At 61.3% G+C, this 21,807-nt stretch carries 18 protein-coding genes; 15 read left to right on the forward strand and 3 right to left on the reverse strand.

Annotated features, from left to right (window positions below):
- Window positions 1-160: 160 nt before the first annotated feature.
- Window positions 161-1,696 (reverse strand): threonine ammonia-lyase, biosynthetic, encoded by a 1,536-nt coding sequence (gene ilvA, locus AC0J1C_RS15350; protein ID WP_473044650.1) that lies wholly within the window; start codon window positions 1,694-1,696, stop codon window positions 161-163.
- 160 nt (window positions 1,697-1,856) lie between these two features.
- Here ilvA and rpiA point away from each other — a divergent pair, with 160 nt between their 5' ends.
- The 3 genes from rpiA (at window position 1,857) to ppa (ending at window position 4,844) form a co-directional block, all read left to right on the forward strand.
- Entirely contained in the window at window positions 1,857-2,537 is a 681-nt protein-coding gene (gene rpiA / locus AC0J1C_RS15355) for a ribose-5-phosphate isomerase RpiA (RefSeq protein WP_473044651.1), read from the forward strand.
- A 143-nt stretch (window positions 2,538-2,680) separates the two neighbouring features.
- Complete coding sequence (locus AC0J1C_RS15360; protein ID WP_473044653.1) at window positions 2,681-3,820, forward strand: acyl-CoA dehydrogenase family protein; 1,140 nt, start codon at window positions 2,681-2,683, stop codon at window positions 3,818-3,820.
- A gap of 496 nt (window positions 3,821-4,316) precedes the next feature.
- Complete coding sequence (ppa, locus tag AC0J1C_RS15365; RefSeq protein ID WP_473044655.1) at window positions 4,317-4,844, forward strand: inorganic diphosphatase; 528 nt, start codon at window positions 4,317-4,319, stop codon at window positions 4,842-4,844.
- A 66-nt stretch (window positions 4,845-4,910) separates the two neighbouring features.
- Here the strand turns inward: ppa and AC0J1C_RS15370 are convergent, their stop codons facing one another.
- A complete protein-coding gene (locus tag AC0J1C_RS15370) occupies window positions 4,911-5,963 on the reverse strand; it encodes a DUF2333 family protein (RefSeq protein ID WP_091988100.1) in 1,053 nt (350 codons plus the stop codon).
- Between the two features lie 7 nt (window positions 5,964-5,970).
- Window positions 5,971-7,971 carry a bifunctional diguanylate cyclase/phosphodiesterase gene (locus AC0J1C_RS15375; protein ID WP_473044657.1) on the reverse strand — a complete coding sequence of 667 codons (2,001 nt, stop codon included), beginning with the start codon at window positions 7,969-7,971 and terminating at the stop codon, window positions 5,971-5,973.
- Between the two features lie 195 nt (window positions 7,972-8,166).
- Between AC0J1C_RS15375 and AC0J1C_RS15380 the strand changes: the two genes are divergently transcribed.
- From AC0J1C_RS15380 to AC0J1C_RS15435, 12 genes are all read left to right on the forward strand, one after another.
- Entirely contained in the window at window positions 8,167-9,780 is a 1,614-nt protein-coding gene (locus tag AC0J1C_RS15380; protein ID WP_473044659.1) for a diguanylate cyclase, read from the forward strand.
- 298 nt (window positions 9,781-10,078) lie between these two features.
- Window positions 10,079-10,519, forward strand: coding sequence for a type II 3-dehydroquinate dehydratase (aroQ, locus tag AC0J1C_RS15385; RefSeq protein ID WP_091988109.1), 441 nt, complete (start codon window positions 10,079-10,081; stop codon window positions 10,517-10,519).
- A gap of 26 nt (window positions 10,520-10,545) precedes the next feature.
- Window positions 10,546-11,013 carry an acetyl-CoA carboxylase biotin carboxyl carrier protein gene (accB, locus tag AC0J1C_RS15390; RefSeq protein WP_473044661.1) on the forward strand — a complete coding sequence of 156 codons (468 nt, stop codon included), beginning with the start codon at window positions 10,546-10,548 and terminating at the stop codon, window positions 11,011-11,013.
- An 18-nt stretch (window positions 11,014-11,031) separates the two neighbouring features.
- A complete protein-coding gene (gene accC, locus AC0J1C_RS15395) occupies window positions 11,032-12,378 on the forward strand; it encodes an acetyl-CoA carboxylase biotin carboxylase subunit (RefSeq protein ID WP_091988115.1) in 1,347 nt (448 codons plus the stop codon).
- Between the two features lie 2 nt (window positions 12,379-12,380).
- Window positions 12,381-13,277 carry a 50S ribosomal protein L11 methyltransferase gene (gene prmA, locus AC0J1C_RS15400; protein WP_473044663.1) on the forward strand — a complete coding sequence of 299 codons (897 nt, stop codon included), beginning with the start codon at window positions 12,381-12,383 and terminating at the stop codon, window positions 13,275-13,277.
- A 61-nt stretch (window positions 13,278-13,338) separates the two neighbouring features.
- A complete protein-coding gene (locus AC0J1C_RS15405) occupies window positions 13,339-14,589 on the forward strand; it encodes a DUF3426 domain-containing protein (protein WP_473044664.1) in 1,251 nt (416 codons plus the stop codon).
- A gap of 244 nt (window positions 14,590-14,833) precedes the next feature.
- Complete coding sequence (gene dusB, locus AC0J1C_RS15410; protein ID WP_091988124.1) at window positions 14,834-15,832, forward strand: tRNA dihydrouridine synthase DusB; 999 nt, start codon at window positions 14,834-14,836, stop codon at window positions 15,830-15,832.
- A complete protein-coding gene (fis, locus tag AC0J1C_RS15415; protein WP_473044666.1) occupies window positions 15,829-16,146 on the forward strand; it encodes a DNA-binding transcriptional regulator Fis in 318 nt (105 codons plus the stop codon). The genes dusB and fis overlap by 4 nt, the downstream gene beginning before the upstream one ends.
- 84 nt (window positions 16,147-16,230) lie before the next feature.
- Window positions 16,231-17,811, forward strand: coding sequence for a bifunctional phosphoribosylaminoimidazolecarboxamide formyltransferase/IMP cyclohydrolase (gene purH, locus AC0J1C_RS15420; protein ID WP_473044667.1), 1,581 nt, complete (start codon window positions 16,231-16,233; stop codon window positions 17,809-17,811).
- A 12-nt stretch (window positions 17,812-17,823) separates the two neighbouring features.
- Window positions 17,824-19,110 carry a phosphoribosylamine--glycine ligase gene (gene purD, locus AC0J1C_RS15425; RefSeq protein WP_473044668.1) on the forward strand — a complete coding sequence of 429 codons (1,287 nt, stop codon included), beginning with the start codon at window positions 17,824-17,826 and terminating at the stop codon, window positions 19,108-19,110.
- Window positions 19,111-19,235: 125 nt separating this feature from the next.
- Window positions 19,236-20,180, forward strand: a complete 945-nt coding sequence (locus AC0J1C_RS15430; RefSeq protein WP_473044669.1) for an alpha/beta fold hydrolase — start codon at window positions 19,236-19,238, stop codon at window positions 20,178-20,180.
- A gap of 36 nt (window positions 20,181-20,216) precedes the next feature.
- Window positions 20,217-21,791, forward strand: coding sequence for a cation:proton antiporter domain-containing protein (locus AC0J1C_RS15435; RefSeq protein WP_473044670.1), 1,575 nt, complete (start codon window positions 20,217-20,219; stop codon window positions 21,789-21,791).
- Window positions 21,792-21,807: the final 16 nt, after the last annotated feature.

Here is a 21,807-nt window from a genome sequence, read left to right on the forward strand (position 1 = left end):
TGACAGATTAAAATTCAGTAAGCTTTGAAGTGGGGGGACCGGCCAGGGTCTGGCAGGGCTTTCCAAAACACGCTGTGGATACATCCCTGTACGCTTGGCTCCGCCATCCATGGCTCCGCACAGTTTTGGAAAGCCCTGCCAGACCCTGACCTACCCAGAGTTAACTTGAACGCGCGTTACCCTGCCCAAGAAACAGCTGATAGGCCTCGTTATCCGTCATGTTTTCATAGCGGAAACCGACCTTGTCGAGCATCTTCTCGAAGTCCTGCACTTCATCGTCTTCCACCTGTGCACCCAGCAGCACCCGGCTGTAGGCTGCACCGTGGTTCCGGTAGTGGAACATGGAAATGTTCCAGCGGGTGCCCAGTGACATCAAGAATTTCAGCAGTGCCCCCGGGCGCTCCGGAAACTCGAACTGGAACACCTTCTCGTTAGTAATGGTCGGCGCGTGGCCGCCCACCATGTGGCGAATGTGCTGCTTGGCCAGATCGCTGTCGGTGAGATCCACCACTGAGTACCCGTTTTCCCGAAGCTCCTGCACGAGATCCTCCCGGCCATGGCCGCCGGCGGCGATCTGGATCCCCACGAAAATGGTGGCGTTGGTGGCATCGGCGTAGCGGTAGTTGAACTCGGTAATGCTGCGCTTGTGCAGGGCATTGATGAAGGTCTTGAAAGCGCCCGGCTTCTCCGGAATGGTTACCGCCAGGATCGCTTCACGTTTCTCACCCACCTCGGTGCGCTCGGAGATATAACGCAGGCGGTCGAAGTTCATGTTGGCACCGCTCAGGGTAGCCACCAGGTTTTCGCCCTCGATCTTCTCACGCTCGATGTACTTCTTGATGCCCGCCACGCCCAGGGCCCCGGCGGGCTCGGCAATGGAGCGGGTATCCTCGAACACATCCTTGATGGCGGCGCAGATTTCATCCGTGGACACGGTGATCACTTCGTCCACATAGTCCTTGCAGATCTCCCACGGGTGCTTGCCGATCTGTTTGACCGCCACGCCGTCGGCGAAGATGCCCACTTCATCCAGCACCACCCGCTTGCCCGCCTTCATGGCCGCCTGCAGGCAGTTGGAATCCTCCGGCTCCACGCCAATCACCTTGATTTCCGGGCGCAGGTACTTGATGTAGGCGGCCATGCCGGCGATCAGGCCGCCGCCGCCCACGCAGATGAAAATGGCATGAATCGGCTTGCTGAACTGCCACAGGATCTCCATGGCCACCGTGCCCTGGCCGGCAATCACGTCTGGATCATCGTACGGGGGGATATAGGTGTAGCCGTGTTTCTTGATCAGATCCTGGGCGTGGGCGGCCGCTTCATCAAAGGCATCACCCTTGAGAACCACCCGGGCACCGTGATCACGCACCGAGCGCACCTTGATCTCGGGCGTGGTCTGGGGCATCACAATCACCGCCTTGATGCCCAGGTTCTTGGCCGCCAGGGCCACGCCCTGGGCATGGTTGCCGGCCGACGCGCAGATAACGCCCTTGGCCTTCTGTTCCTCGGAAAGCTGCGCAATCCGGTTGTAGGCGCCACGAATCTTGAAGGAAAACACCGGCTGAAGGTCTTCCCGCTTGAGCATAATATTGTTGCCAAAGCGCTTGGACAGACTGCGGGCTTCAGTGAGGGGTGTTTCGATGGCCACGTCATAGACGCGCGCATCGAGAATCTTCTTGATGTAGCGTTGCGGCATAGCAGTTCCGGCTTCTGTTGGTTGGTGGCGGGTTGATTCAGCGGCCCGGCTGGGAAAAACCCACAGTGTAGAAACTTTGCACGGGGGCCGTCTATAAGCAGACCCGCACAAGACGCTATAATGCCGGCAAATCCATTCTGTTTTACCGCCGGAGCCCCAGATGACCCAGGACGAACTGAAAAAAGCCGTCGCCAAGGCCGCCATTGATTACATCACCCCCCGCCTCAACAGCGAGAGCGTGATCGGTGTCGGTACCGGGAGCACCGCCAACTTCTTCATCGACATGCTGGCCGACCTGAAAACCGAATTCGATGGCGCCGTTGCCAGCTCCGAAGCCACCGCAGAACGCCTGAAAAGTCACGGCATCCCGGTCTACGATCTCAACAGCGCCGGTGAACTGGAGTTCTATGTGGACGGTGCCGACGAAACCAACGAACGCCTGGAGTTGATCAAGGGCGGCGGTGCCGCACTGACCCGCGAGAAAATCGTGGCCGCCGTCGCCAAGACCTTTATCTGCATTGCCGACGAGTCCAAGATGGTGGGTATCCTGGGAGCATTCCCCCTGCCGGTGGAAGTCATTCCCATGGCCCGCAGCCACGTAGGCCGGGAAATCGTGAGACTCGGCGGCGATCCGGTGTATCGCGAAGGCGTGGTGACCGACAACGGCAACATCATCATTGATGTGCACAACATGGATATTTCCCAGCCGATCCGGGTGGAGGAGCAGCTGAACAACGTGGTGGGCGTGGTCACCAACGGTCTGTTCGCCCGGCGGCGCGCCGATGTGCTACTGCTGGGCACCAAGGATGGTGTCAAAACCATCGAGAGTAAGGGCGCCTGATCGTCACAACAACACCGGACACAGCAAAGCTGGCCAGATGGGCCAGCTTTTTTATTGCCTGAAAAACGGAAAACCAAGCGCTTGCTTGGTTTCAGAATATGGGCGACACTGCTTCCCATTGATTCCGATCAGGGAGCTTTACCGTGTCCGATTATTTCAACGAAACCCACCAGCAGGTCCGGGCCACCGCGCGCAAATTCATCGATACCCATGTGCGTCCGCACATCGAAGACTGGGAAGAGGCAGGCGAATTCCCCAGGGATCTCTACGCGAAAGCCGGAGAGACAGGCCTTCTGGGCATTGGCTTCCCGGAATCGCTGGGCGGGGTTGGCGAGGGGGACATCTTCATGAAAGTGGCAGTGTCCGAGGAGCTTATGCGCTCCACGTCCGGCGGCCTGGTTGCCGGCCTCGGCTCCCTGGATATCGGACTGCCTCCTGTGGCCAAATGGGCAAAACCGGAAGTCCGCGAAAGAATCGTTCCGCCGGTACTGCGGGGCGAGAAAATTGCCGCGCTGGCGGTAACCGAACCGGGAGGCGGCTCGGACGTCGCCAACCTCAAGACCCGCGCGGTGCGCGACGGCGACCACTACATCGTGAACGGCAGCAAAACCTTCATCACCAGCGGCCTTCGCGCCGACCACTACACGGTGGCGGTACGCACCGGTGGCGAGGGCCACGGCGGCATCAGCCTGCTGCTGATTGACCGGGACATGCCTGGATTCTCCACCGGCAGGAAACTGCGCAAAATGGGCTGGTGGGCCAGCGACACCGCCGAGCTGTTCTTTGAGGACTGCCGGGTACCCGCAGATCGCCTGATCGGCGCCGAGAACGCCGGCTTCATCGCCATCATGAGCAACTTCCTGTTTGAACGACTCAGCCTGTCGATCATGGCATACATGACCGCGCAACTGGCCTACGAGGCGGCCCTGGAGCACACCCGTCAGCGGCAAGCCTTCGGCCGCTCCATCGCCGGCTTTCAGGTCACCCGCCACAAGCTGGTGGACATGGCCACCCAGATCGACGTTGCCCGGGAATACACCTACCGCTGCGCGGCCCTGATGCAGGCCGGCAAGAACCCGATCAAGGAGGTGGCGATGGCCAAGAACTTTTCGGTGGATGTCTGCGAGAAGGTCACCCGGGAGGCGGTGCAGCTGTTCGGTGGCATGGGCTACATGCGGGAAACCGTGGTCGAGCGCCTGTATCGGGACGCCAAGATTCTCTCGATTGGCGGCGGTACCACCGAGATCATGAAGGAACTCATTGCCAAGCAGATCAAGCTCTGAGTTGCGGTTTACGTGATCGCCCTCTTGTCCTGACCCAGCCTGCCGAGTTTTGGTGGCGGGGCATGTCAGAGGCTGTTCCAAAACACGCTACGAGCACGTCCATGTGCGCTTGTTTCGGGCCATCCATGGCCCTCTACAGTTTTGGAACAGCCACTGACACGCCCCGTTCGAACACTGTGCAGTCCTCATGTTGAATACCGCGTTCTTTGTTTCGGACTTACTTCGACGGCTTTTCTCAAAGGTTCGGGCGGGAATCTGGCGTGACCTTCCGAAAACGTGGAGCGCCAGGGATGGCGCGACCGAGCCCTACAGGGATGTATTCACGGGCGTTTTTCGGAAGGTCACGCCAGATTCCCGCGTACACCAAAGCCCGACACAACCGGCAAAAAAACCAGCGACCAAGGTTTAGTTTCGAACCGCAGGAGACTTCCGTATAATTGCGCCCACTTTTTAATCGCAGTTAAACGTACCTTGAACGTACCAGGAAGGATCGCACATGCAATTCGACAACATCCCCGCAGGCAAGAACCCGCCTGAAGACATCTACGTTGCCATCGAAATCCCGGCCAACAGCTCGCCGGTGAAGTACGAGCTCGATAAAGACATGGGCGCCCTGCTGGTTGACCGGTTCATGGCCACGCCCATGTTCTACCCGGCAAACTACGGCTTCATCCCGCACACCCTGGCCGACGACGGCGACCCCCTGGACGTGCTGGTGGTTACCCCCTACCCGGTACAGGCCGGCTCCGTGATTCGCTGCCGCCCTGTGGGTGTGCTGAAAATGGAAGACGAAGCAGGCGGCGACGCCAAGCTGGTGGCAGTGCCTCACGACAAGCTGACCACCACCTACCACGACGTGAAGGACATTGACGATCTGCCGGAACTGCTGCGCGACCAGATCAAGCACTTTTTCGAGAACTACAAGACCCTGGAGCCCGGCAAGTGGGTGAAGGTGCAGGGTTGGGATAACGCGGACGCGGCGCGCAAGGCCATTGTTGATTCCATCAACAACTACAAGGGCTAATCGCCGCCTCCGAATACAAAAAAACCGGGCAGCAGCCCGGTTTTTTTTATGTCTCCCGCAGGCCAATCAGCCCCGCGACAGCAAATCCCGCATATCGCTGATGGCCGCGTTGGCCCGGGACAAGTAAGCCGCCATCGTCAGGGAGTGGTTGGCCAATACGCCAAAGCCACTGCCGTTCAGGATGACCGGGCTCCACATCTCGCCCTGGGTTCCCTCGAGCTCGATGATGATCTGCTTAAGGCTGGCCATGGCGTTCTTGTCCTGCAGCACCTTGCGGAAATCCACTTCGATCGCCCGGAAGATATGCAGCAGCGCCCAGGCGCTGCCACGGGCCTCATAAAAAACGTCGTCCACTTTGGTCCAGGGAGTCTGCACTTCATTGGCGCCGGTTTCCTCGGCAAGCGGATTACCTTCTTCCACGTTGGCCACCGCGTCTGAAACCGAGGCCTTGCCCACGCTTTCGCCCAGGTTTCTGGAAAGGCTACCGAGACGGGTCTCGAGATCTGCCAGCCAGCTGTTCAGGTTATCGGCGCGAGCAAAGAACTGGGCGTTGGCCTGCTCGGGCGCGCTGAGCCGGTTCAGATAACGCCTGAGCGCCTCAATGCCACGGCGGTACTCGGCCTCGGTGGACGGAATGGCCCAGCTTTCGCTGTCGAAGTGGAACTGGGGTTCTGCGATCACCAGGTCCGGATCTTCGGCAGACTGGCTCTGGGACCGCGCGATATCCCGCCGCATGGCACGTGAGAGGTCCCGCAACTGAACCAGGACGCCGTACTCCCAGTTGGGAATGTTGTCGAGCCAGACGCCCGGCGGGAAGATGTCATTGGAGAGGTAGCCGCCGGGTTTCTCCAGCAGGGTTTCGGCGATGCGAATCATAGTCGTGGTGGTGGCAAAACCGGTAATCGGCTCCCGCTCCATGGCGTTTGCCACCGACCGGGTGTGTTCACGCACCGAGAAGGTATCGGGCTCACTGCTCCAGTACATCCCGAGAACCACCGCTACCAGCAGGTACACGCCAACCACGGCCAGGATCAGTTTGCCGATGACGCTACTGCCGCCGGCGTAATCCTGCACATCCTCTTTCCTGTCCCTGAAATACTGTCTGATTCTGCCTGGCATAGAGCACTCAATCCCCTGTCTGTTGGTTATCAGCGGCAAACGGTCGACCCAGATGGTACCCCATGGCCCCGTCAATACCCAGCTGACAGAGTACAGAGTATTCGGCCGCCGTTTCCACTCCCGTGGCAAACACCTTCACACCGCGACTGTGGGCAATCGCCAGCACCGACTCCACGTAAAAGCGGTTGTCCTCGTGGGTGTCGATGTCGTGAATGAAGCTGTTATCGATACGCAACCCCTGAAACCTCAGATTTCTAAGGTAGCTGAAGGGCACGCCGCCCACGCCGAAGCGGTCCACAAGCACCGGAACACCCCGGCGCCCCAGCGCACGCACCAGCAGGCCCGCCGCCGTGCGGTGGTGATGAATGGTCTGTTCAGAGATGCCAATCCAGAGGTTGCCTGCAAGCTGGCCCGCCTGGTCCAGTTGCGCCAGCAGATCCGAGCGGAAGCTCTCGCTGGCCACCGAGGCATTGCCGAGAGTGATGGCCAATGGCTGGTCCGGAAAGGTACGCAGCCGTTCCAGTACCCGTTCAATGAGCAGGCGATCGAGATCGGCAATCAGACCAAAACGCTCGGCCAGCGGCACAAAGGTACCCGCCTTCAATGCCCCCTCCGCCGAATCGATCCGGGAGAACACCTGATGGTAAACCGGCATCAGCCGACCCTCATTCACCATGGGCTGTAGCCAGAGTGCCAGCGTCCTCTGGCGTATAGCCTGGCTGATGATGACTCGCCAGGTTTCGAGGTTGTGGTGGCCGTCCCGCTCGGGGTCCGCCAGATGACAGCCACTGCCGTTCCGGTTCTGGGCGGTTCGCAGGGCCTCGTCGGCGGCCGCCATCAATTCCCTGGCGCCCCGCCCTTCCAGCGTTTTTGCCAGGCCGGCATGAACTGCGGTATCGATGGGTGACGCCAGGTCGGCGTATACACCGTCGAGGTCCGCAACCAGCTGCCGGCACCAGACGCCGGCATCGGCCGCCATCACACCGGGAAGAAAAATCGCAAACTCGGCGCCGGTGCGGCGCCCGGCAAAGGCGCCTGCATGCTGGTTCACGAAGTCCGACACGACGCTCGCCACCCGCAGCAACAGGCGGTCGGCGTCGTTACGACCGTACGCCTGATTGTAACCGGCAAAGTCCGCCAGCTGGATCAGGATCAACACCCCCGGCGCCGCCTTCTCCTCGGATTCCACTTCCACCTTGAGGCGCTGATCGAATGCACTGCGGCTGGCCAGACCGGTCACCGCATCCTCGTTGTTGACCCGGCGCAGGTGCTGGATCAGTTTGGCCTGCCCTTCAAAGAGCTGGCCGAGATCGTCGGCCATCCGGTTCATGGCCTCGGTAACCTGATTGATCTCCCGGGTGGAGGTCACCGACACCCGCTTCCGGAAGTCTCGCTGACCAAGGGCCCTGGCCTGGTCTTCCAGTGCCAGCAGAGGTTGCAGGGTTCTTCGCAACAGCAGGAACACCGCGAACAGTCCCAGGCCGCCGATGATAGCAGTGCTGGTGGTCAGCCCCACGGTAATGCGCCACAGGTCCTGATAGGCCCTGCCCGGGTGGCTGATGACCTGCACCGTGCCCAGCCGGCTCCAGCCCCGGACCACCTCTGCCTCAGCCACCGGCAACGGTAGATCTGCCAGTGACCTGAACCAGGACGGCACCGCTATGTTCTGAAGGGTCATGGCACGACCTGCGATCTGCTCGTCCTGGTGATTCCGGTAGCTGATGGAGAGGTAACGACCACTGTCGAACACCGAATCGATCAGCGACGCCGCCGCAACCGGGTCGCGACCGTCAATGGCGTTGGAGAGCGACAGACCGATGGCGGTGGCGCCATCACGGGCATGGCCGGCCAGCTGATCCGACACGTAATCGCGGAAATAGCCGTAGCTGGTCACGAACACCGCCGCCAGCAATGTGATCAAAAGAGCGCCGGTGAGGACCAGGAGAATGGTGCGCAGGGTCGCCACTCCCCGCTGACTGCGTTGCTTGATGAACTGCTTCCGTGCCATGGAGGTGTCTCCGGACAGGCCGTGCGGCAACTGGCGGGCCGATTGTGACCTGCACCTCAGAGTTGACAAACATTTACACAGCGCAACCTACGCCGACAACATTAAACACTATAGACTCTGCAAAAGGACTAAGGTTGAAAAAGTGGTCCGGGGCGAGACCACCAAAAACGAAAAAAAGAGACAGGCCGGAGCAGCATGAACGACGAAAGCCAGAAGGAAAAACTCAGGCAGCATTTCGCACGCCGTGTCACAACCCAGGCCCGGGTTGTTCTGGACACCTGGCAGAAGATCCATGAAAACCGGGACGCCGCCCCCGGCCATCGCAACGAATTCGTTGCAGCCATCGACAAATTGGTACGCTACGCCCAGCGGTTCGAAATGGCCAGCCACGCCCAGGCCGGCGAATCGCTCCGGGAACTGACCAACCGGTGGGAGCCGGGAACGCCACTGGACGATGCCCTTGCCCGACAGCTGCAGGATGCCATTGAGAGCCTGTCCCACAGTACCCTGCGCCGCACCGACCTGAACAGTACCGAAGCCCCACATCAGTTCCGTCGCACCCCGGTGTACATTGCCCTGGCCAACCAGGAGATGGCCGGCCGCCTCATCCGTCAATTGGAGTTCTTTGGCTTTCGCGCCTCAGCGTTTGCCAGCGCATCGGAACTGAACGAGGCCTGCGCCCTGCATAAACCCGAAACCATCCTGGTGGATGTCAATTTCACCGGCGAAACCAACGCCGGCATCGCCACCATCGAGACGCTTCAGGAACGCCACGACACGCCCATTCCCATCATTTTCATGAGTGACGAGGATGGTTCCATCGAGACCCGCCTGCGCGCCTCGCGATGCGGCGGCGAGGAGTTTTTCTACCCGGCTGTAGACCCCGGGCAATTGATCGAGAAAATCGAGACCTACACCCACGGCAACACCGTCGAACCTTACCGGGTACTGGTGCTGGACGACTCCCGGGCTCAGGCCAAGTACATGGAGACAGTGCTGAAGAAGGCGGGCATGACCGCCCACATCATCACCGACCCCATGCAGATCATCCATGCCCTGGAAGAATTCTCGCCGGAGATCATCATTCTCGACATGTACATGCCCGGGTGCACCGGCATGGAGATTGCCCGGGTCATCCGTCAGCAGGACCGCTTCCACAGCGTGCCCATCATCTACCTCTCGGCGGAAGAGGACGTCACCAAGCAGTTGCATGCCATGAGCCTCGGCGGTGATGACTTCCTGACCAAGCCCATCGACCCGAAACACCTGATTGCCACCATCCACAACCGTGGCCGTCGGGCGCGCTCGCTTCTGGCCCTGATGATCCGTGACAGCCTGACCGGCCTGTTCAATCACACTCACACCCTGCACCTGCTGGACCAAGAGATTGTCCGGGCCCGTCAGAAAGACCAGCCGCTGTGCTTCGCCATGATCGACATTGACTACTTCAAGAAGGTAAACGACACCTTCGGTCACCCGATTGGCGACCGCGTCCTCAGAAGCCTGTCGATGTTTCTCAAGCAGCGGCTGCGCAAGACCGATCACATCGGCCGGTACGGCGGCGAGGAATTTGCCATCATCCTGCCCAATACCCGCCCGAGCGATGCCCGCAACGTGCTCAACGAGATCCGGGAGCGGTTTTCGGAGCTGCAGCAGCCGGCCGGCGATCGGGAGTTCAACGTGACCTTCAGCTGTGGCATTGCGGCCTGGAACAACGAAACGTCCCAGGCCCTGTGCGAGCGGGCCGACCGCGCCCTCTACGCCTCCAAGGAACACGGTCGCAACTGCGTTACCCTGGCCGAGACCTGAGTTCGGCAGCCAGCCCCCCCCTTGTCCCGACACCAGCCAGCCGGGGTGCGGTGCCTGACCGCCCCGGCCCCGGCTTTATGAAACCAACGTCGTATGGAAGTTCCGGCCATCGTTGACGACAATTCCTGTCATCAGCAAAAAGGTCCGGTTTCGATTCATTTGCCGTCTTTTTACGACCAATGGACAACACGGACGAATGTCAAAAAGTGTTGATCTGAGGGATATAAGCACGCACCATTGGGTGAACATGCCGTTAAATTCGGCGATCCTGTAAAAAGACACCAAGGCAGCCAGCACCATGTCGACAATTCTCGTACTCCATGGCCCCAACCTCAACATGCTCGGCAGCCGCGAGCCAGAGGTCTATGGCTACGAGACCCTGGCTGACATCGACGACCGCCTGCGCTCAGTGGCGGCCGAGCACGGTCACCACCTGCTGCACCTGCAGTCGAATGCGGAGTACGAGCTGATCGAGCGGGTGCACGAAGCCCGTGCGGAAGGCGTGGATTTCATCATCATCAATCCGGCCGCCTTCACCCACACCAGCGTTGCACTCAGGGATGCCATGCTGGCCGCCGGCATCCCCTTCATCGAGGTGCACCTTTCCAACGTGCATGCGCGGGAACCCTTCCGCCATCACTCCTATTTCTCGGATATCGCCGAAGGCGTTATCTGTGGGTTGGGCAGCCAGGGGTACGATCTCGCCCTCAAGGCCGCCCTGACACGCATTCACCGATAGAACTGACACACGGGACTGGACTGACTATGGATATTCGCAAAATCAAGAAACTGATCGAGCTGCTCGAGGAATCCGACGTCGAGGAGCTGGAGATTCACGAAGCCGACGATTCGGTACGTATCTCTCGTCGCCGCGAACCCGCCGCAGGCACCCAATACGTGAGCCATTACCCGGCGCCCGCGCCGGCACCCCAGCCCGCGCCGGCCCAGGGTGGCTCCGCACAGGCATCCGAGGAATCCTCGGCACCGGCCGCACCTTCCGGCCACACCGTCAAATCGCCGATGGTCGGCACTTTCTACCGCTCGCCCTCACCCACGGCCAAGGCGTTCGTGGAAGTCGGCCAGAGCGTGAACGTGGGTGACGTCATCTGCATCGTTGAAGCCATGAAGATGATGAACCAGATCGAGGCCGACAAGAGCGGCACCATTACCGAGATCCTGGTCGAGAATGGCCAACCGGTAGAGTTTGACCAGCCCCTGGTCGTCATTTCCTGAACGCGGTGATAGCAACCCATGGCCATGTTAGAGAAAGTTCTGATCGCAAACCGGGGTGAAATTGCCCTCCGGATTCTGCGCGCCTGCAAGGAGCTGGGCATCAAGACCGTGGCGGTGCATTCCCAGGTCGACCGCGATCTGATGCACGTGCGGCTCGCCGACGAGTCTGTCTGCATTGGCCCCAACAGTGCGACCGACAGCTACCTGAATATTCCAACCATTATCAGCGCGGCCGAAGTGACCGACGCCGTGGGCATCCACCCCGGCTACGGGTTCCTGGCCGAGAACGCCGACTTTGCCGAGCAGGTTGAGAAGAGCGGATTCCGCTTCATCGGCCCCAAGGCCGAAACCATCCGCCTGATGGGCAACAAGGTGTCGGCCATCAACGCCATGATCAAGGCGGGCGTGCCCACGGTGCCCGGGTCCGACGGCCCCCTGAATGATGACGAGGAACGCACCCTGCGCATCGCCCGGGAAATCGGTTATCCGGTGATGATCAAGGCGGCCTCTGGTGGGGGCGGCCGGGGCATGCAGGTGGTGCATTCGGAAGCGGCCCTGCTCAAGGGCGTGCAGATTACCCAGAGCGAGGCCCGCAACGCCTTTGGCGACCCCACCGTGTACCTCGAGAAATTCCTGGAAGCGCCCCGGCATGTGGAAGTGCAGGTGCTGGCCGACATGCACGGCAACTGCATCCACCTGGGCGACCGTGACTGTTCGATGCAGCGTCGCAACCAAAAGGTTATTGAGGAGGCGCCCGCGCCCAACGTCAACCCGGAATCCCGGGAACGCACCCTCAAGGCCTGCGTGGATGCCTGCAAGGAAATCGGCTACGTGGGCGCCGGTACGTTCGAGTTCCTGTACCAGGATGGAGAATTCTACTTTATTGAAATGAACACCCGGGTCCAGGTGGAGCATCCGGTGTCGGAAATGGTGACCGGCGTGGACATCGTGCGCGAGCAGTTGCGCATTGCCAGTGGTCTGCCCCTGCAGTACACCCAGGATGATATCCGCATTTCCGGGCACGCCATGGAATGCCGGATCAACGCCGAGGACCCGAAGACCTTCGTTCCCAGCCCCGGCAAGGTCAAGCATTTCCATGCGCCGGGTGGCAATGGCGTGCGGGTGGATTCCCATCTGTACAGCGGCTACACGGTACCGCCCTACTACGACTCCCTGGTGGCCAAGCTGATCACCTGGGGCGACGACCGGGATATTGCCCGGCGCCGGATGAAGAACGCGCTGGACGAGCTCGTCGTCGAGGGCATCAAGACCAACCAGTCCCTGCATCGGAAACTGGTACGCGATGGTGGCTTTAAAACGGTAGACTTCACCATCCACTACCTCGAGAAACTGATGCGGGAATAACCATGCCCTGGATACAACTCCAGATCCCGGCTGATCCGGACAACGCGGATCAGCTGGAGGATCTGCTCATGGAGATGGGCTCGGACGCCGTCTCCATGGAGGACGCCGCCGACCAGCCCCTGTACGAACCCGACCCCGGCACCACACCCCTGTGGAGCCAGACCACCGTGACCGGCCTCTTTGACTCCGACCGGGACGTTGAGCAGCTGTGCGCCGACATCCGCGATGCCTGGCACCAGAGAACCCAGCAGGACCTGCCTGAAATCGAGGTAAGCCTGGTGGAGGACAAAGACTGGGAACGGGCTTGGATGGACGACTTCCAGCCCTTGAGATTTGGCGACCGGCTCTGGATCGTACCCAGCTGGCATCAGGCGCCCGATCCCAAGGCGGCCAACCTTATGCTCGACCCCGGGCTGGCCTTCGGTACTGGCACCCATCCCACCACCGCCCTGTGCCTGGAATGGCTTGACGGGCAGGACGTCCTGGGCAAACAGGTCATCGACTACGGCTGCGGATCCGGCATCCTGGGACTGGCCGCACTGCTGCTCGGCGCCGAACACGTGGTGGGCGTGGACACCGATCCCCAGGCCCTGGAGGCCAGCCGTGAGAATGCCCGTCGCAACGACATCGACGAGCAGCGGCTGGACCTCTACCTGCCCGATAACGAACCGGACACCTGCGCCGACATCATGCTCGCCAACATCCTGGCGCAACCGCTGATCGGCCTGGCGCCGCACCTGGCGGCCCGCACGCGGCCCGGTGGCGCCCTGGTTCTGTCCGGCATACTGTCCACCCAGGCCCGCGAAGTGATGGCGGCCTACGAGCCCTGGTTTGTGATGGACGAGCCCGAGCAGAGGGAAGAGTGGATACGCCTCACAGGACGGCGCATCGACAGATGACGAACCCGGTCGTAACGACTAAACTCCGACAGTCGTAGCCCCGTCGCTTTCAGGAAGAAGCATGACCCAGAGCAGCCTGCAGACACAGTGCCCCAAATGCCAGACCCGCTTCCGGGTCACCGAGGAGCAGCTTGGCGTTGCCAAGGGCAAAGTGCGCTGCGGCAACTGCATGAACGTGTTCAACGCCATCGAGCACCAGATCATGCCGGGAAGTTCCGCCGTCAATCGTCCTTCGTCAACCCCGTCCCGCCCCTCTGATACGGCATCGGCCTCATCCGGCGCCAGCGAGGAAGACTTCGTCTTTGCGGACAACCCGGAGGAAGACGCCGCAGAGGGCCGATACGCCGGCAGCAAACTGACCTTTTCCGACGACGAGCTCAGCGACAGCTTCCGCAGCTTCGACGAGCGCGACCAGAGCGACTACAAGGACGTTGAGGACGACCACTCCGAGCAACCGGTGGATGAAAGCTGGGCGGAAGCGATTCTCGACGACGAACCGGAGCCCCGCAAGCCGTCAACCACGACAGCGAAGAAAGCCAGACCCGATCCAGAGCCGGAACCGGAACCGGAACCGGAGGCTCCCGCGAAGCCCGAACCGAGTCCGGACATCGGTGCCGAATTGAGCCTGGAAGAAGAACCCACCTACCAGAGCTCGCCGGCCACAAAGCCCTCGCTGACAACCGCTGCGACTTCTTCGCCAGAGGGTTCGGGTAGCGATGCCGCCATCGAATTCGAGACACCGGAACGGCAAGAAGACAGCTTCCGGGCCGATCCGCCCTTCCGGGATCTCCGCCGGGAACCCGTGGCCGTCGACAGCGGCAGGGGAGGCAGCCTGCGCACCGTTATCTGGAGCCTGATTGTACTCGCCCTGGTCGGGGTCCTGGTGGCACAGGTGACCTGGTTCCAGTTTGATCGGCTGTCGGCCATCCCCGAACTTCGCCCCTTCTACGAGAAGGGCTGCGAACTGGCGGGCTGCGAACTCAAGCCCCTGATCGATGTTGATGCCATCCAGAGCCGCAAGCTGGTGGTGCGTACCAATCCGGACAACCGCTCGCAGCTGGTGGTAGACGCGGTCATCATTAACCGGGCCGACTTCGAGCAGCCATTCCCGGCCATTGCCCTCACCTTCTCCAACCTCAATGGCGACGTTGTGGCCCAGAGCCTGTTCACCCCGGAGGAGTACCTCGCCGGCGAGGGCAAGGAGCTCGAGACTATGCCCCCGGAAACACCGGTGCGCATCGCCATCAACATCCGTGACCCTGGTCGCGATGCGGTCAATTACAACATTCTGTTCCGCCCTTACGCGCCCTGACACCGGCGTACGCCGGCACCGGCATCAGGAAACACGGGTTCCGCTACAGCGCACCGGGGCCAGCTCGACGCACAAAAGTCAACCAGACAGCGCGAAAAATAATCAGTTTTTTCGCCCCCAGGCCCCTTCAATCAACGTGCCCCCGGCGGTATCATTACCGCCCTTCGGAGGCATGATCGGTTATTTTCTGAGCAACCGTTCAACTCCGACTCTGGCTTAATCCGCTGTGACACGGACTCAGATCATGCTGCCAACGGCAAAAATCGGGCCGTACACCCTGCCCAACCCGCTGATTGTCGCACCCATGGCGGGTGTGACCGATCGCCCCTTCCGGCTGCTTTGCCGGCGGCTGGGGGCAGGTCTGGCGGTATCGGAGATGGTCATAGCGGACAGCAAGCTCTGGCATACGCGCAAGTCCCGTAGTCGCCTCAACCACGAGGGCGAACCCGAGCCCCGCTCGGTTCAGATCGCCGGCGGCGACCCCGAGATGCTGGCCGATGCGGCCCGTCAGAACGCCGAGTTTGGCGCCCAGATCATCGACATCAACATGGGCTGTCCGGCGAAGAAGGTGTGCAACAAGGCGGCTGGCTCGGCGCTGATGAAGGACGAAGCCCTGGTACGCGACATCCTGCATGCAGTGGCAGGGGCCGTCGAGGTGCCGGTTACCCTGAAGATGCGCACTGGTTGGGACAGCGACAATCGCAATGCCCTGACCATTGCCCGCATGGCAGAGGACGCCGGCATCCAGGCAATTGCGATACACGGTCGCACCCGGGCCGACAAGTACAACGGCCAGGCCGAGTACGACACCATCGCCGAGGTCAAATCCAGGGTGTCCATTCCGGTGTTCGCCAACGGGGATATCACCTCCCCGGAAAAGGCCCGGGACGTGCTCCGTCATACCGGGGCTGACGGCTTGCTGATTGGCCGTGCCGCCCAGGGCAGCCCCTGGATCTTCCGGGAAATCCTGCATTTTCTGGAAACCGGCCGGCATCTTCCGGCACCGCCGCTGGACGAAGTGGAGCAGATCCTGACCGAGCATCTGCAGGCCCTGCATGCCTTCTACGGGAACACCATGGGGCCGCGCATTGCCAGAAAACACGTGGGCTGGTACCTGCAGTCTCACGACCCGGGCAAACAATTCAGAAAACGCTTCAACGCCATCGACGATGCGCTGGAGCAGAAAGACGCGATTCAACAGTACTTTGCAGGCTTACGAAATGGAGAGGTATTCGCAGCATGAGCGCTGAGACTTTGGCAAACGACAACCTGAGCACACCCGCCAACGATGATATCCATCAGTTGCAGACGGTGAACAGCAGCGGCAACACTGTCACCCTGCGTGACAGCGTGGAAGTGGCCCTGAAAAACTACTTCGCCCAACTGGATGGCGCTCCGGTCACCGAGGTATACCAGCTGGTGCTTTCCGAAGTGGAAGCGCCCCTGCTTGAGCAGGTCATGAAGTACACCCGCAACAACCAGACCAAGGCATCCACCATGCTGGGCCTGAACAGCGGCACCCTGCGCAAGAAGCTCAAGCAGTACGGTCTGCTATAATCCAGACACCCTGATTTGATGAGGGCCTCCCGGACACCATTCGCGAGGCCCTTATTCGTTCATCTCCAGCGAAGATAGTGACCCATGGCAAACCAGGCTAATACCTCCGTCCGTCGCGCGCTGATCAGCGTGAGTGACAAGACAGGCATCGTCGATTTCGGACGAGCCCTGACCGAACGCGGCGTCGAGCTGCTCTCCACCGGCGGCACCTACAGGCTGCTGAAGGACAACAAGGTCCCCGTCACCGAAGTGTCCGACTACACGGGCTTCCCCGAGATGATGGATGGCCGGGTCAAGACCCTGCATCCGAAAATCCACGGCGGTATCCTCGGGCGTCGGGGCACCGACGACACCGTCATGTCCGAGCACGGCATCAATCCGATCGACATGGTGGTGGTGAACCTCTATCCGTTCGAGGAGACCGTGGCCAACCCCGACTGCGACCTGGCCACTGCCATCGAGAACATCGACATCGGCGGGCCGACCATGGTGCGCGCCGCTGCCAAGAACCACAACGACGTGGCCATTGTTGTTAACGCCTCCGACTACAACCGTGTACTGAAAGAGCTGGACGCCAACGACGGCCAGCTGAGCTACAGCACCCGGTTCGACCTGGCGGTCAAGGCGTTCGAACACACCGCCGGCTACGATGGCGCCATCGCCAACTACCTCGGTGGCCGCACCCCGGACAATGACAACGCAGATTTCCCGCGCACCTTCAACGCCCAGTTCGTCAAGGTGCAGGACATGCGCTATGGCGAGAATCCGCACCAGCGGGCCGCCTTCTACGCCGAGCGTCACCCCCGGGAAGCGTGCGTGGCCACGGCCAAACAGCTGCAGGGCAAGGAACTGAGCTACAACAATGTGGCCGACACCGACGCCGCCCTGGAGTGCGTGAAGCCCTTCGCCGACCCGGCCTGTGTGATCGTCAAGCACGCCAACCCCTGCGGCGTGGCCATCGGCGCCGATATCCGCCAGGCCTACGACCTGGCCTTCGCCACCGACCCCACTTCGGCTTTCGGCGGCATCATCGCCTTCAACCGCGAACTGGATGCTGAGACCGCCAAAGCGATTATCGACCGGCAGTTCGTGGAAGTGATCATCGCCCCCACCATCGCGCCGGAAGCGGTGGAACTGGTGGCCGCGAAGAAGAACGTTCGCCTGCTGGCCTGTGGCGAGTTTGACGGCGAGCGCGCCCGCTCCATGGACTACAAGCGCGTTACCGGCGGCCTGCTGGTGCAGGACCGGGACCTGGGCATGGTGGCCATGGAGGACGTGAAGGTGGTGACCGAGCGCCAGCCGTCCGAGCAGGAACTGAACGACCTGTTGTTCGCCTGGGAAGTGGCCAAGTACGTCAAATCCAATGCCATTGTCTACGCCAAGGCGGGCCGCACCATTGGTGTGGGCGCCGGCCAGATGAGCCGGGTATACAGTGCCAAGATCGCCGGCATCAAGGCCGCGGATGAAGGCCTGGAAGTGAAGGGCTCTGTGATGGCCTCCGATGCCTTCTTCCCGTTCCGGGACGGCATTGATGCCGCGGCCGCAGCCGGTATCACCGCCGTGATCCAGCCGGGCGGCTCCATGCGCGACCAGGAAGTGATCGATGCGGCGAACGAACACGGCATTGCCATGGTCTTTACCGGCATGCGTCACTTCCGGCACTGAGGGACTGAAACGATGAACATTCTTGTTATTGGCTCCGGTGGCCGTGAACACGCCCTGGCGTGGAAAGCCGCCCAGTCCCCGAAAGCAGACCGGGTTTTCGTGGCGCCCGGCAACGCGGGCACCGCCCGGGAACCGGGTCTGGAGAACGTTGATATCGACGTTATGGACCTCGAGGGCCTGGCCAACTTTGCCGCCACCAACAACGTGGAGCTGACCATCGTTGGCCCCGAAGCACCGCTGGTGGCGGGCATTGTCGACAAGTTCGAGGCCCGGGGCCTCAGGGTGTTTGGCCCCAGCGCCGGCGCCGCCCAGTTGGAGGGCTCCAAGGCCTTTACCAAGGATTTCCTGGCGCGCCACAAAATCCCGACCGCCGGTTACGGCAACTTCACCGATGTCGACGAGGCGCTGGCCTACGTTCGCAAACAGGGCGCGCCGATCGTGGTCAAGGCCGATGGCCTGGCCGCCGGCAAGGGCGTGATCGTGGCCATGACCCTGGAAGAGGCCGAGGACGCCATCCGAGACATGCTGGCGGGCAATGCTTTTGGCGATGCCGGCAGCCGTGTCGTCGTCGAGGAGTTCCTTGAAGGCGAGGAAGCCAGCTTTATCGTGATGGTGGACGGCGAGCACGTGCTGGCCATGGCCACCTCCCAGGATCACAAGCGCGTGGGCGACGGCGATACCGGCCCCAACACCGGCGGCATGGGCGCCTATTCACCGGCACCGGTGGTGACTGCCAATGTCCACCAGCGGATCATGGATGAGGTTATCTTCCCGACCGTGCGGGGCATGGCCGCCGAGGGTCATCCGTACAAGGGCTTTCTGTACGCCGGCCTGATGATCGACCCCAGCGGTGCCCCAAAAGTCATTGAGTTCAACTGCCGCTTCGGCGACCCGGAAACCCAGCCGATCATGCTGCGCATGAAGTCCGACCTGGTGGAACTGTGCAGCGCCGCCATCGACGGCAAGCTGGACCAGTGTCGCTCTGAATGGGATGACCGCGCTTCGGTGGGCATCGTGCTGGCCGCCGGCGGCTACCCCGGCAGCTACAACAAGGGTGACGTGATTTCCGGCCTGCCTGAGGAGGAAACCGACGGCGAGAAAGTGTTCCACGCCGGTACCCGCCTTTCGGGCGATCAGGTGGTGACCAACGGCGGTCGGGTTCTGTGCGCCACGGCCCTTGGCAACACGGTTACCGAGGCCCAGCAACGGGCTTACGATGTGGCCGCTCGGATCCAGTGGGAGGGCGTGTTCTACCGCAAGGATATTGCCTTCCGCGCGATCGCCCGCGAGCAGTCGTAACCCCCTCGCCTATATACCCCGACGCCTGCACGAAAACACAGCCCGGTCATTGACCGGGCTTTTTTATCGGGTAATGTAAACGCCTCGCAGAGGACGCCGACCCATCGATTGCCAAGGAGCCCGCCATGCCGCGTTTCGCAACCCAGAACCTGCTGCTTATCGTAACCGTTTCGCTGCTGTTGGGCGCCTGCTCCCGACAGAGCATCTACGAAACCGCCATTGGTTTTGAACGGTCGTCGGCGGGCCTGGAGGAGGACACCGTGGTGGTGGGTGATCTGACCATCGCCTACCTGCGAAACCAGCAACCGGTTGATGGTGACACCGTCGTGATGATCCACGGTTTTGGTGCCAATAAAGACAACTGGACGCGGTTGGCCAAACACCTGACCGATGACTTCAACGTCTACGCCATAGATCTGCCCGGCCACGGTGACAGCAGTAAACCCCTGGACATTGGCTACCATTTTGACGAGCAGACGAACCGACTTGAACGGATCCTGGCTGAGTTGGGCCTGAATCAGTTCCACATGATGGGCAACTCCATGGGCGGTGCCATTACCGCGCTCTACGCCGCCAACTTTCCCGGTCAGATCCGTTCGGCTGTGCTGTTCGACCCGGCAGGCATCTGGGCTTACGAGTCCGACCTTTCCGAACAGGTCATGGCCGGCGATAATCCACTGATCCCCACCAAAGAAGGGGATTTCGAGCGACTGGTCGATTTTGCTCTGGAGAAGAAACCTTTTGTTCCCTGGCCGGTGTACAGCGTTATGGAAGAAAAGGCCATTGCGAACATGGAAGTCAACACGGTGATTTTCAACGACATCCGTGACAGCACAATGGCGTCCGCTTTCCGCCAGCGCATTACCGGAATCGAGGCTCCTGTACTGATCATCTGGGGCAAGGAAGATCGAATTACCGACCCCCGCAACGCCGACATATTCATTGAGCAAATACCCGATGCTCGCAAGGTACTCCTGGACGGAGTTGGCCACGCGCCGATGATTGAGGTTCCGGAGAAATCCGCCCGATTGTTTCGCGAGTTTCTGGCTCAGTCGGTGAAAACGCGCTAGCCTTGCCTGGTTCCAAGCCACAACCTTGCATCACCCATGCCTGAAGCCATCTGGATCACCTTTGCCTTCTGTCTGGGCCTGCTGGTCAAGCTGGTAGGCCTGCCGCCACTGGTGGGTTACCTGGCCGCGGGCTTTGTGCTGAGCGGCATTGCCGAAACCACGGGACGTGTCATCGAAGCGACCGATGTCCTGCAGCACATCGCCCATCTCGGTGTGCTCCTGCTGCTGTTCACCGTTGGCCTGAAGCTGAAGCTGCGATCCATCGTCAGCCCCGAGGTGATCGGCGGCAGCCTCCTGCATTTCGCCATCACTTGCGCGGTATTCGCCCCGGGGGTCTACCTGCTCCTGGACGTCTCCTGGTCGACTGCGCTGATGCTGGCCATCGCCCTGTCCTTCTCAAGCACCGTGCTGGCGGCCAAGGTGCTCGAATCAAAACGGGAGCTGCGTGCGTTCCATGGCCGCGTCGCCATCGGCATCCTGATCATGCAGGACCTGATTGCCCTGGTGGTGATGAGTCTTGCTGCGGGCAAGACGCCGTCACAGTGGGCGCTGATTGTGTTTGGCCTGCCCCTGCTGCGACCGTTCCTGTTCCGGCTGCTGGACGCCAGTGGTCACGATGAACTGCTGGTGCTTCTCGGGCTCTTGCTGGCCCTCGTCGTCGGTGGCCTTGGTTTTGAGGCGGTCGGCCTTAGCTCCGAGCTCGGTGCCCTGATCTTCGGTGCCATGCTCGCCAACCACCCCCGCGCCCAGGAACTGTCCAAGTCGCTCTGGAGTGTGAAGGAAGTCTTCCTCGTCGGCTTTTTCCTGCAGATCGGCATCGGTGGCCTTCCGGACACCGATGCCCTTGTATTCGCCGTTGTGGCGGGGCTTGTCCTGCCGCTCAAGGGTCTTTTGTTCTTCTTCCTTCTCCTGGCGTTCCGGTTGCGGGCCCGCAGCGGCTTCCTGAGTGCCCTGGCGTTGACCAACTACAGCGAATTCGGCCTGATTGTCGCCAGCGTCGCGCTGCCCGAGTGGCTGGTTCCCCTGGCCATTTCGGTCTCGGTATCGTTCCTGGTGTCGGCGCCTCTGAATCGCTTCTCCCACGGCATTTACGAGCGCTATGCCAGAAACCTCAGCCGGTTTGAAGGCAGCAGGCATCACCCCGACGAGCAGCCTATTTCCCTGGGCGACACCCGGGTGCTGATCATGGGGATGGGCCGTACCGGCACCGCCGCCTACGACTGGCTCGCCGACGACGAAGCCCGGCTGATGGGGCTGGATTCGGATCCGGCGAAAGCCCGCCAGCACCAGAAAGCCGGCCGCAATGTGGTGTTCGCCGACGCCGAGGATGCCTCCTTCTGGAACGGGCTGCATATGCCGGCGGTCGAGTCGGTGATCCTGGCAATGGGCGACATTGAAGGCAAGCTCATCGCCGCGCGTATGCTCAGGAAGCTGGGTTTCAAGGGCTATATCGTCGCCCACACCCTGTACGAGGACGAAGCGAAGCAGATCCGTGAGGCGGGCGCCGACGAGGCCTACCTGACCATGAGTGAAACCGGCGTGGCGCTGGCCAGTCACATCACCAACAGGAGCGCTGCGAGATCGGCACCGCTCTCAGGCACGGCTGACTAGCGTCGGAGGCTTCCCG

The organism is Marinobacter sp. E2 (genome assembly GCF_055755345.1).

What these genes read in the sequence shown, in the direction of transcription:
- ilvA (WP_473044650.1), bottom strand. Translation starts at nt 1,696, where the DNA reads ATGCCGCAACGCTACATCAAGAAGATTCTCGATGCGCGCGTCTATGAC.
- rpiA (WP_473044651.1), top strand. Translation starts at nt 1,857, where the DNA reads ATGACCCAGGACGAACTGAAAAAAGCCGTCGCCAAGGCCGCCATTGAT.
- ppa (WP_473044655.1), top strand. Translation starts at nt 4,317, where the DNA reads ATGCAATTCGACAACATCCCCGCAGGCAAGAACCCGCCTGAAGACATC.
- AC0J1C_RS15370 (WP_091988100.1), bottom strand. Translation starts at nt 5,963, where the DNA reads ATGCCAGGCAGAATCAGACAGTATTTCAGGGACAGGAAAGAGGATGTG.
- AC0J1C_RS15375 (WP_473044657.1), bottom strand. Translation starts at nt 7,971, where the DNA reads ATGGCACGGAAGCAGTTCATCAAGCAACGCAGTCAGCGGGGAGTGGCG.
- AC0J1C_RS15380 (WP_473044659.1), top strand. Translation starts at nt 8,167, where the DNA reads ATGAACGACGAAAGCCAGAAGGAAAAACTCAGGCAGCATTTCGCACGC.
- aroQ (WP_091988109.1), top strand. Translation starts at nt 10,079, where the DNA reads ATGTCGACAATTCTCGTACTCCATGGCCCCAACCTCAACATGCTCGGC.
- accB (WP_473044661.1), top strand. Translation starts at nt 10,546, where the DNA reads ATGGATATTCGCAAAATCAAGAAACTGATCGAGCTGCTCGAGGAATCC.
- accC (WP_091988115.1), top strand. Translation starts at nt 11,032, where the DNA reads ATGGCCATGTTAGAGAAAGTTCTGATCGCAAACCGGGGTGAAATTGCC.
- prmA (WP_473044663.1), top strand. Translation starts at nt 12,381, where the DNA reads ATGCCCTGGATACAACTCCAGATCCCGGCTGATCCGGACAACGCGGAT.
- AC0J1C_RS15405 (WP_473044664.1), top strand. Translation starts at nt 13,339, where the DNA reads ATGACCCAGAGCAGCCTGCAGACACAGTGCCCCAAATGCCAGACCCGC.
- dusB (WP_091988124.1), top strand. Translation starts at nt 14,834, where the DNA reads ATGCTGCCAACGGCAAAAATCGGGCCGTACACCCTGCCCAACCCGCTG.
- fis (WP_473044666.1), top strand. Translation starts at nt 15,829, where the DNA reads ATGAGCGCTGAGACTTTGGCAAACGACAACCTGAGCACACCCGCCAAC.
- purH (WP_473044667.1), top strand. Translation starts at nt 16,231, where the DNA reads ATGGCAAACCAGGCTAATACCTCCGTCCGTCGCGCGCTGATCAGCGTG.
- purD (WP_473044668.1), top strand. Translation starts at nt 17,824, where the DNA reads ATGAACATTCTTGTTATTGGCTCCGGTGGCCGTGAACACGCCCTGGCG.
- AC0J1C_RS15430 (WP_473044669.1), top strand. Translation starts at nt 19,236, where the DNA reads ATGCCGCGTTTCGCAACCCAGAACCTGCTGCTTATCGTAACCGTTTCG.
- AC0J1C_RS15435 (WP_473044670.1), top strand. Translation starts at nt 20,217, where the DNA reads ATGCCTGAAGCCATCTGGATCACCTTTGCCTTCTGTCTGGGCCTGCTG.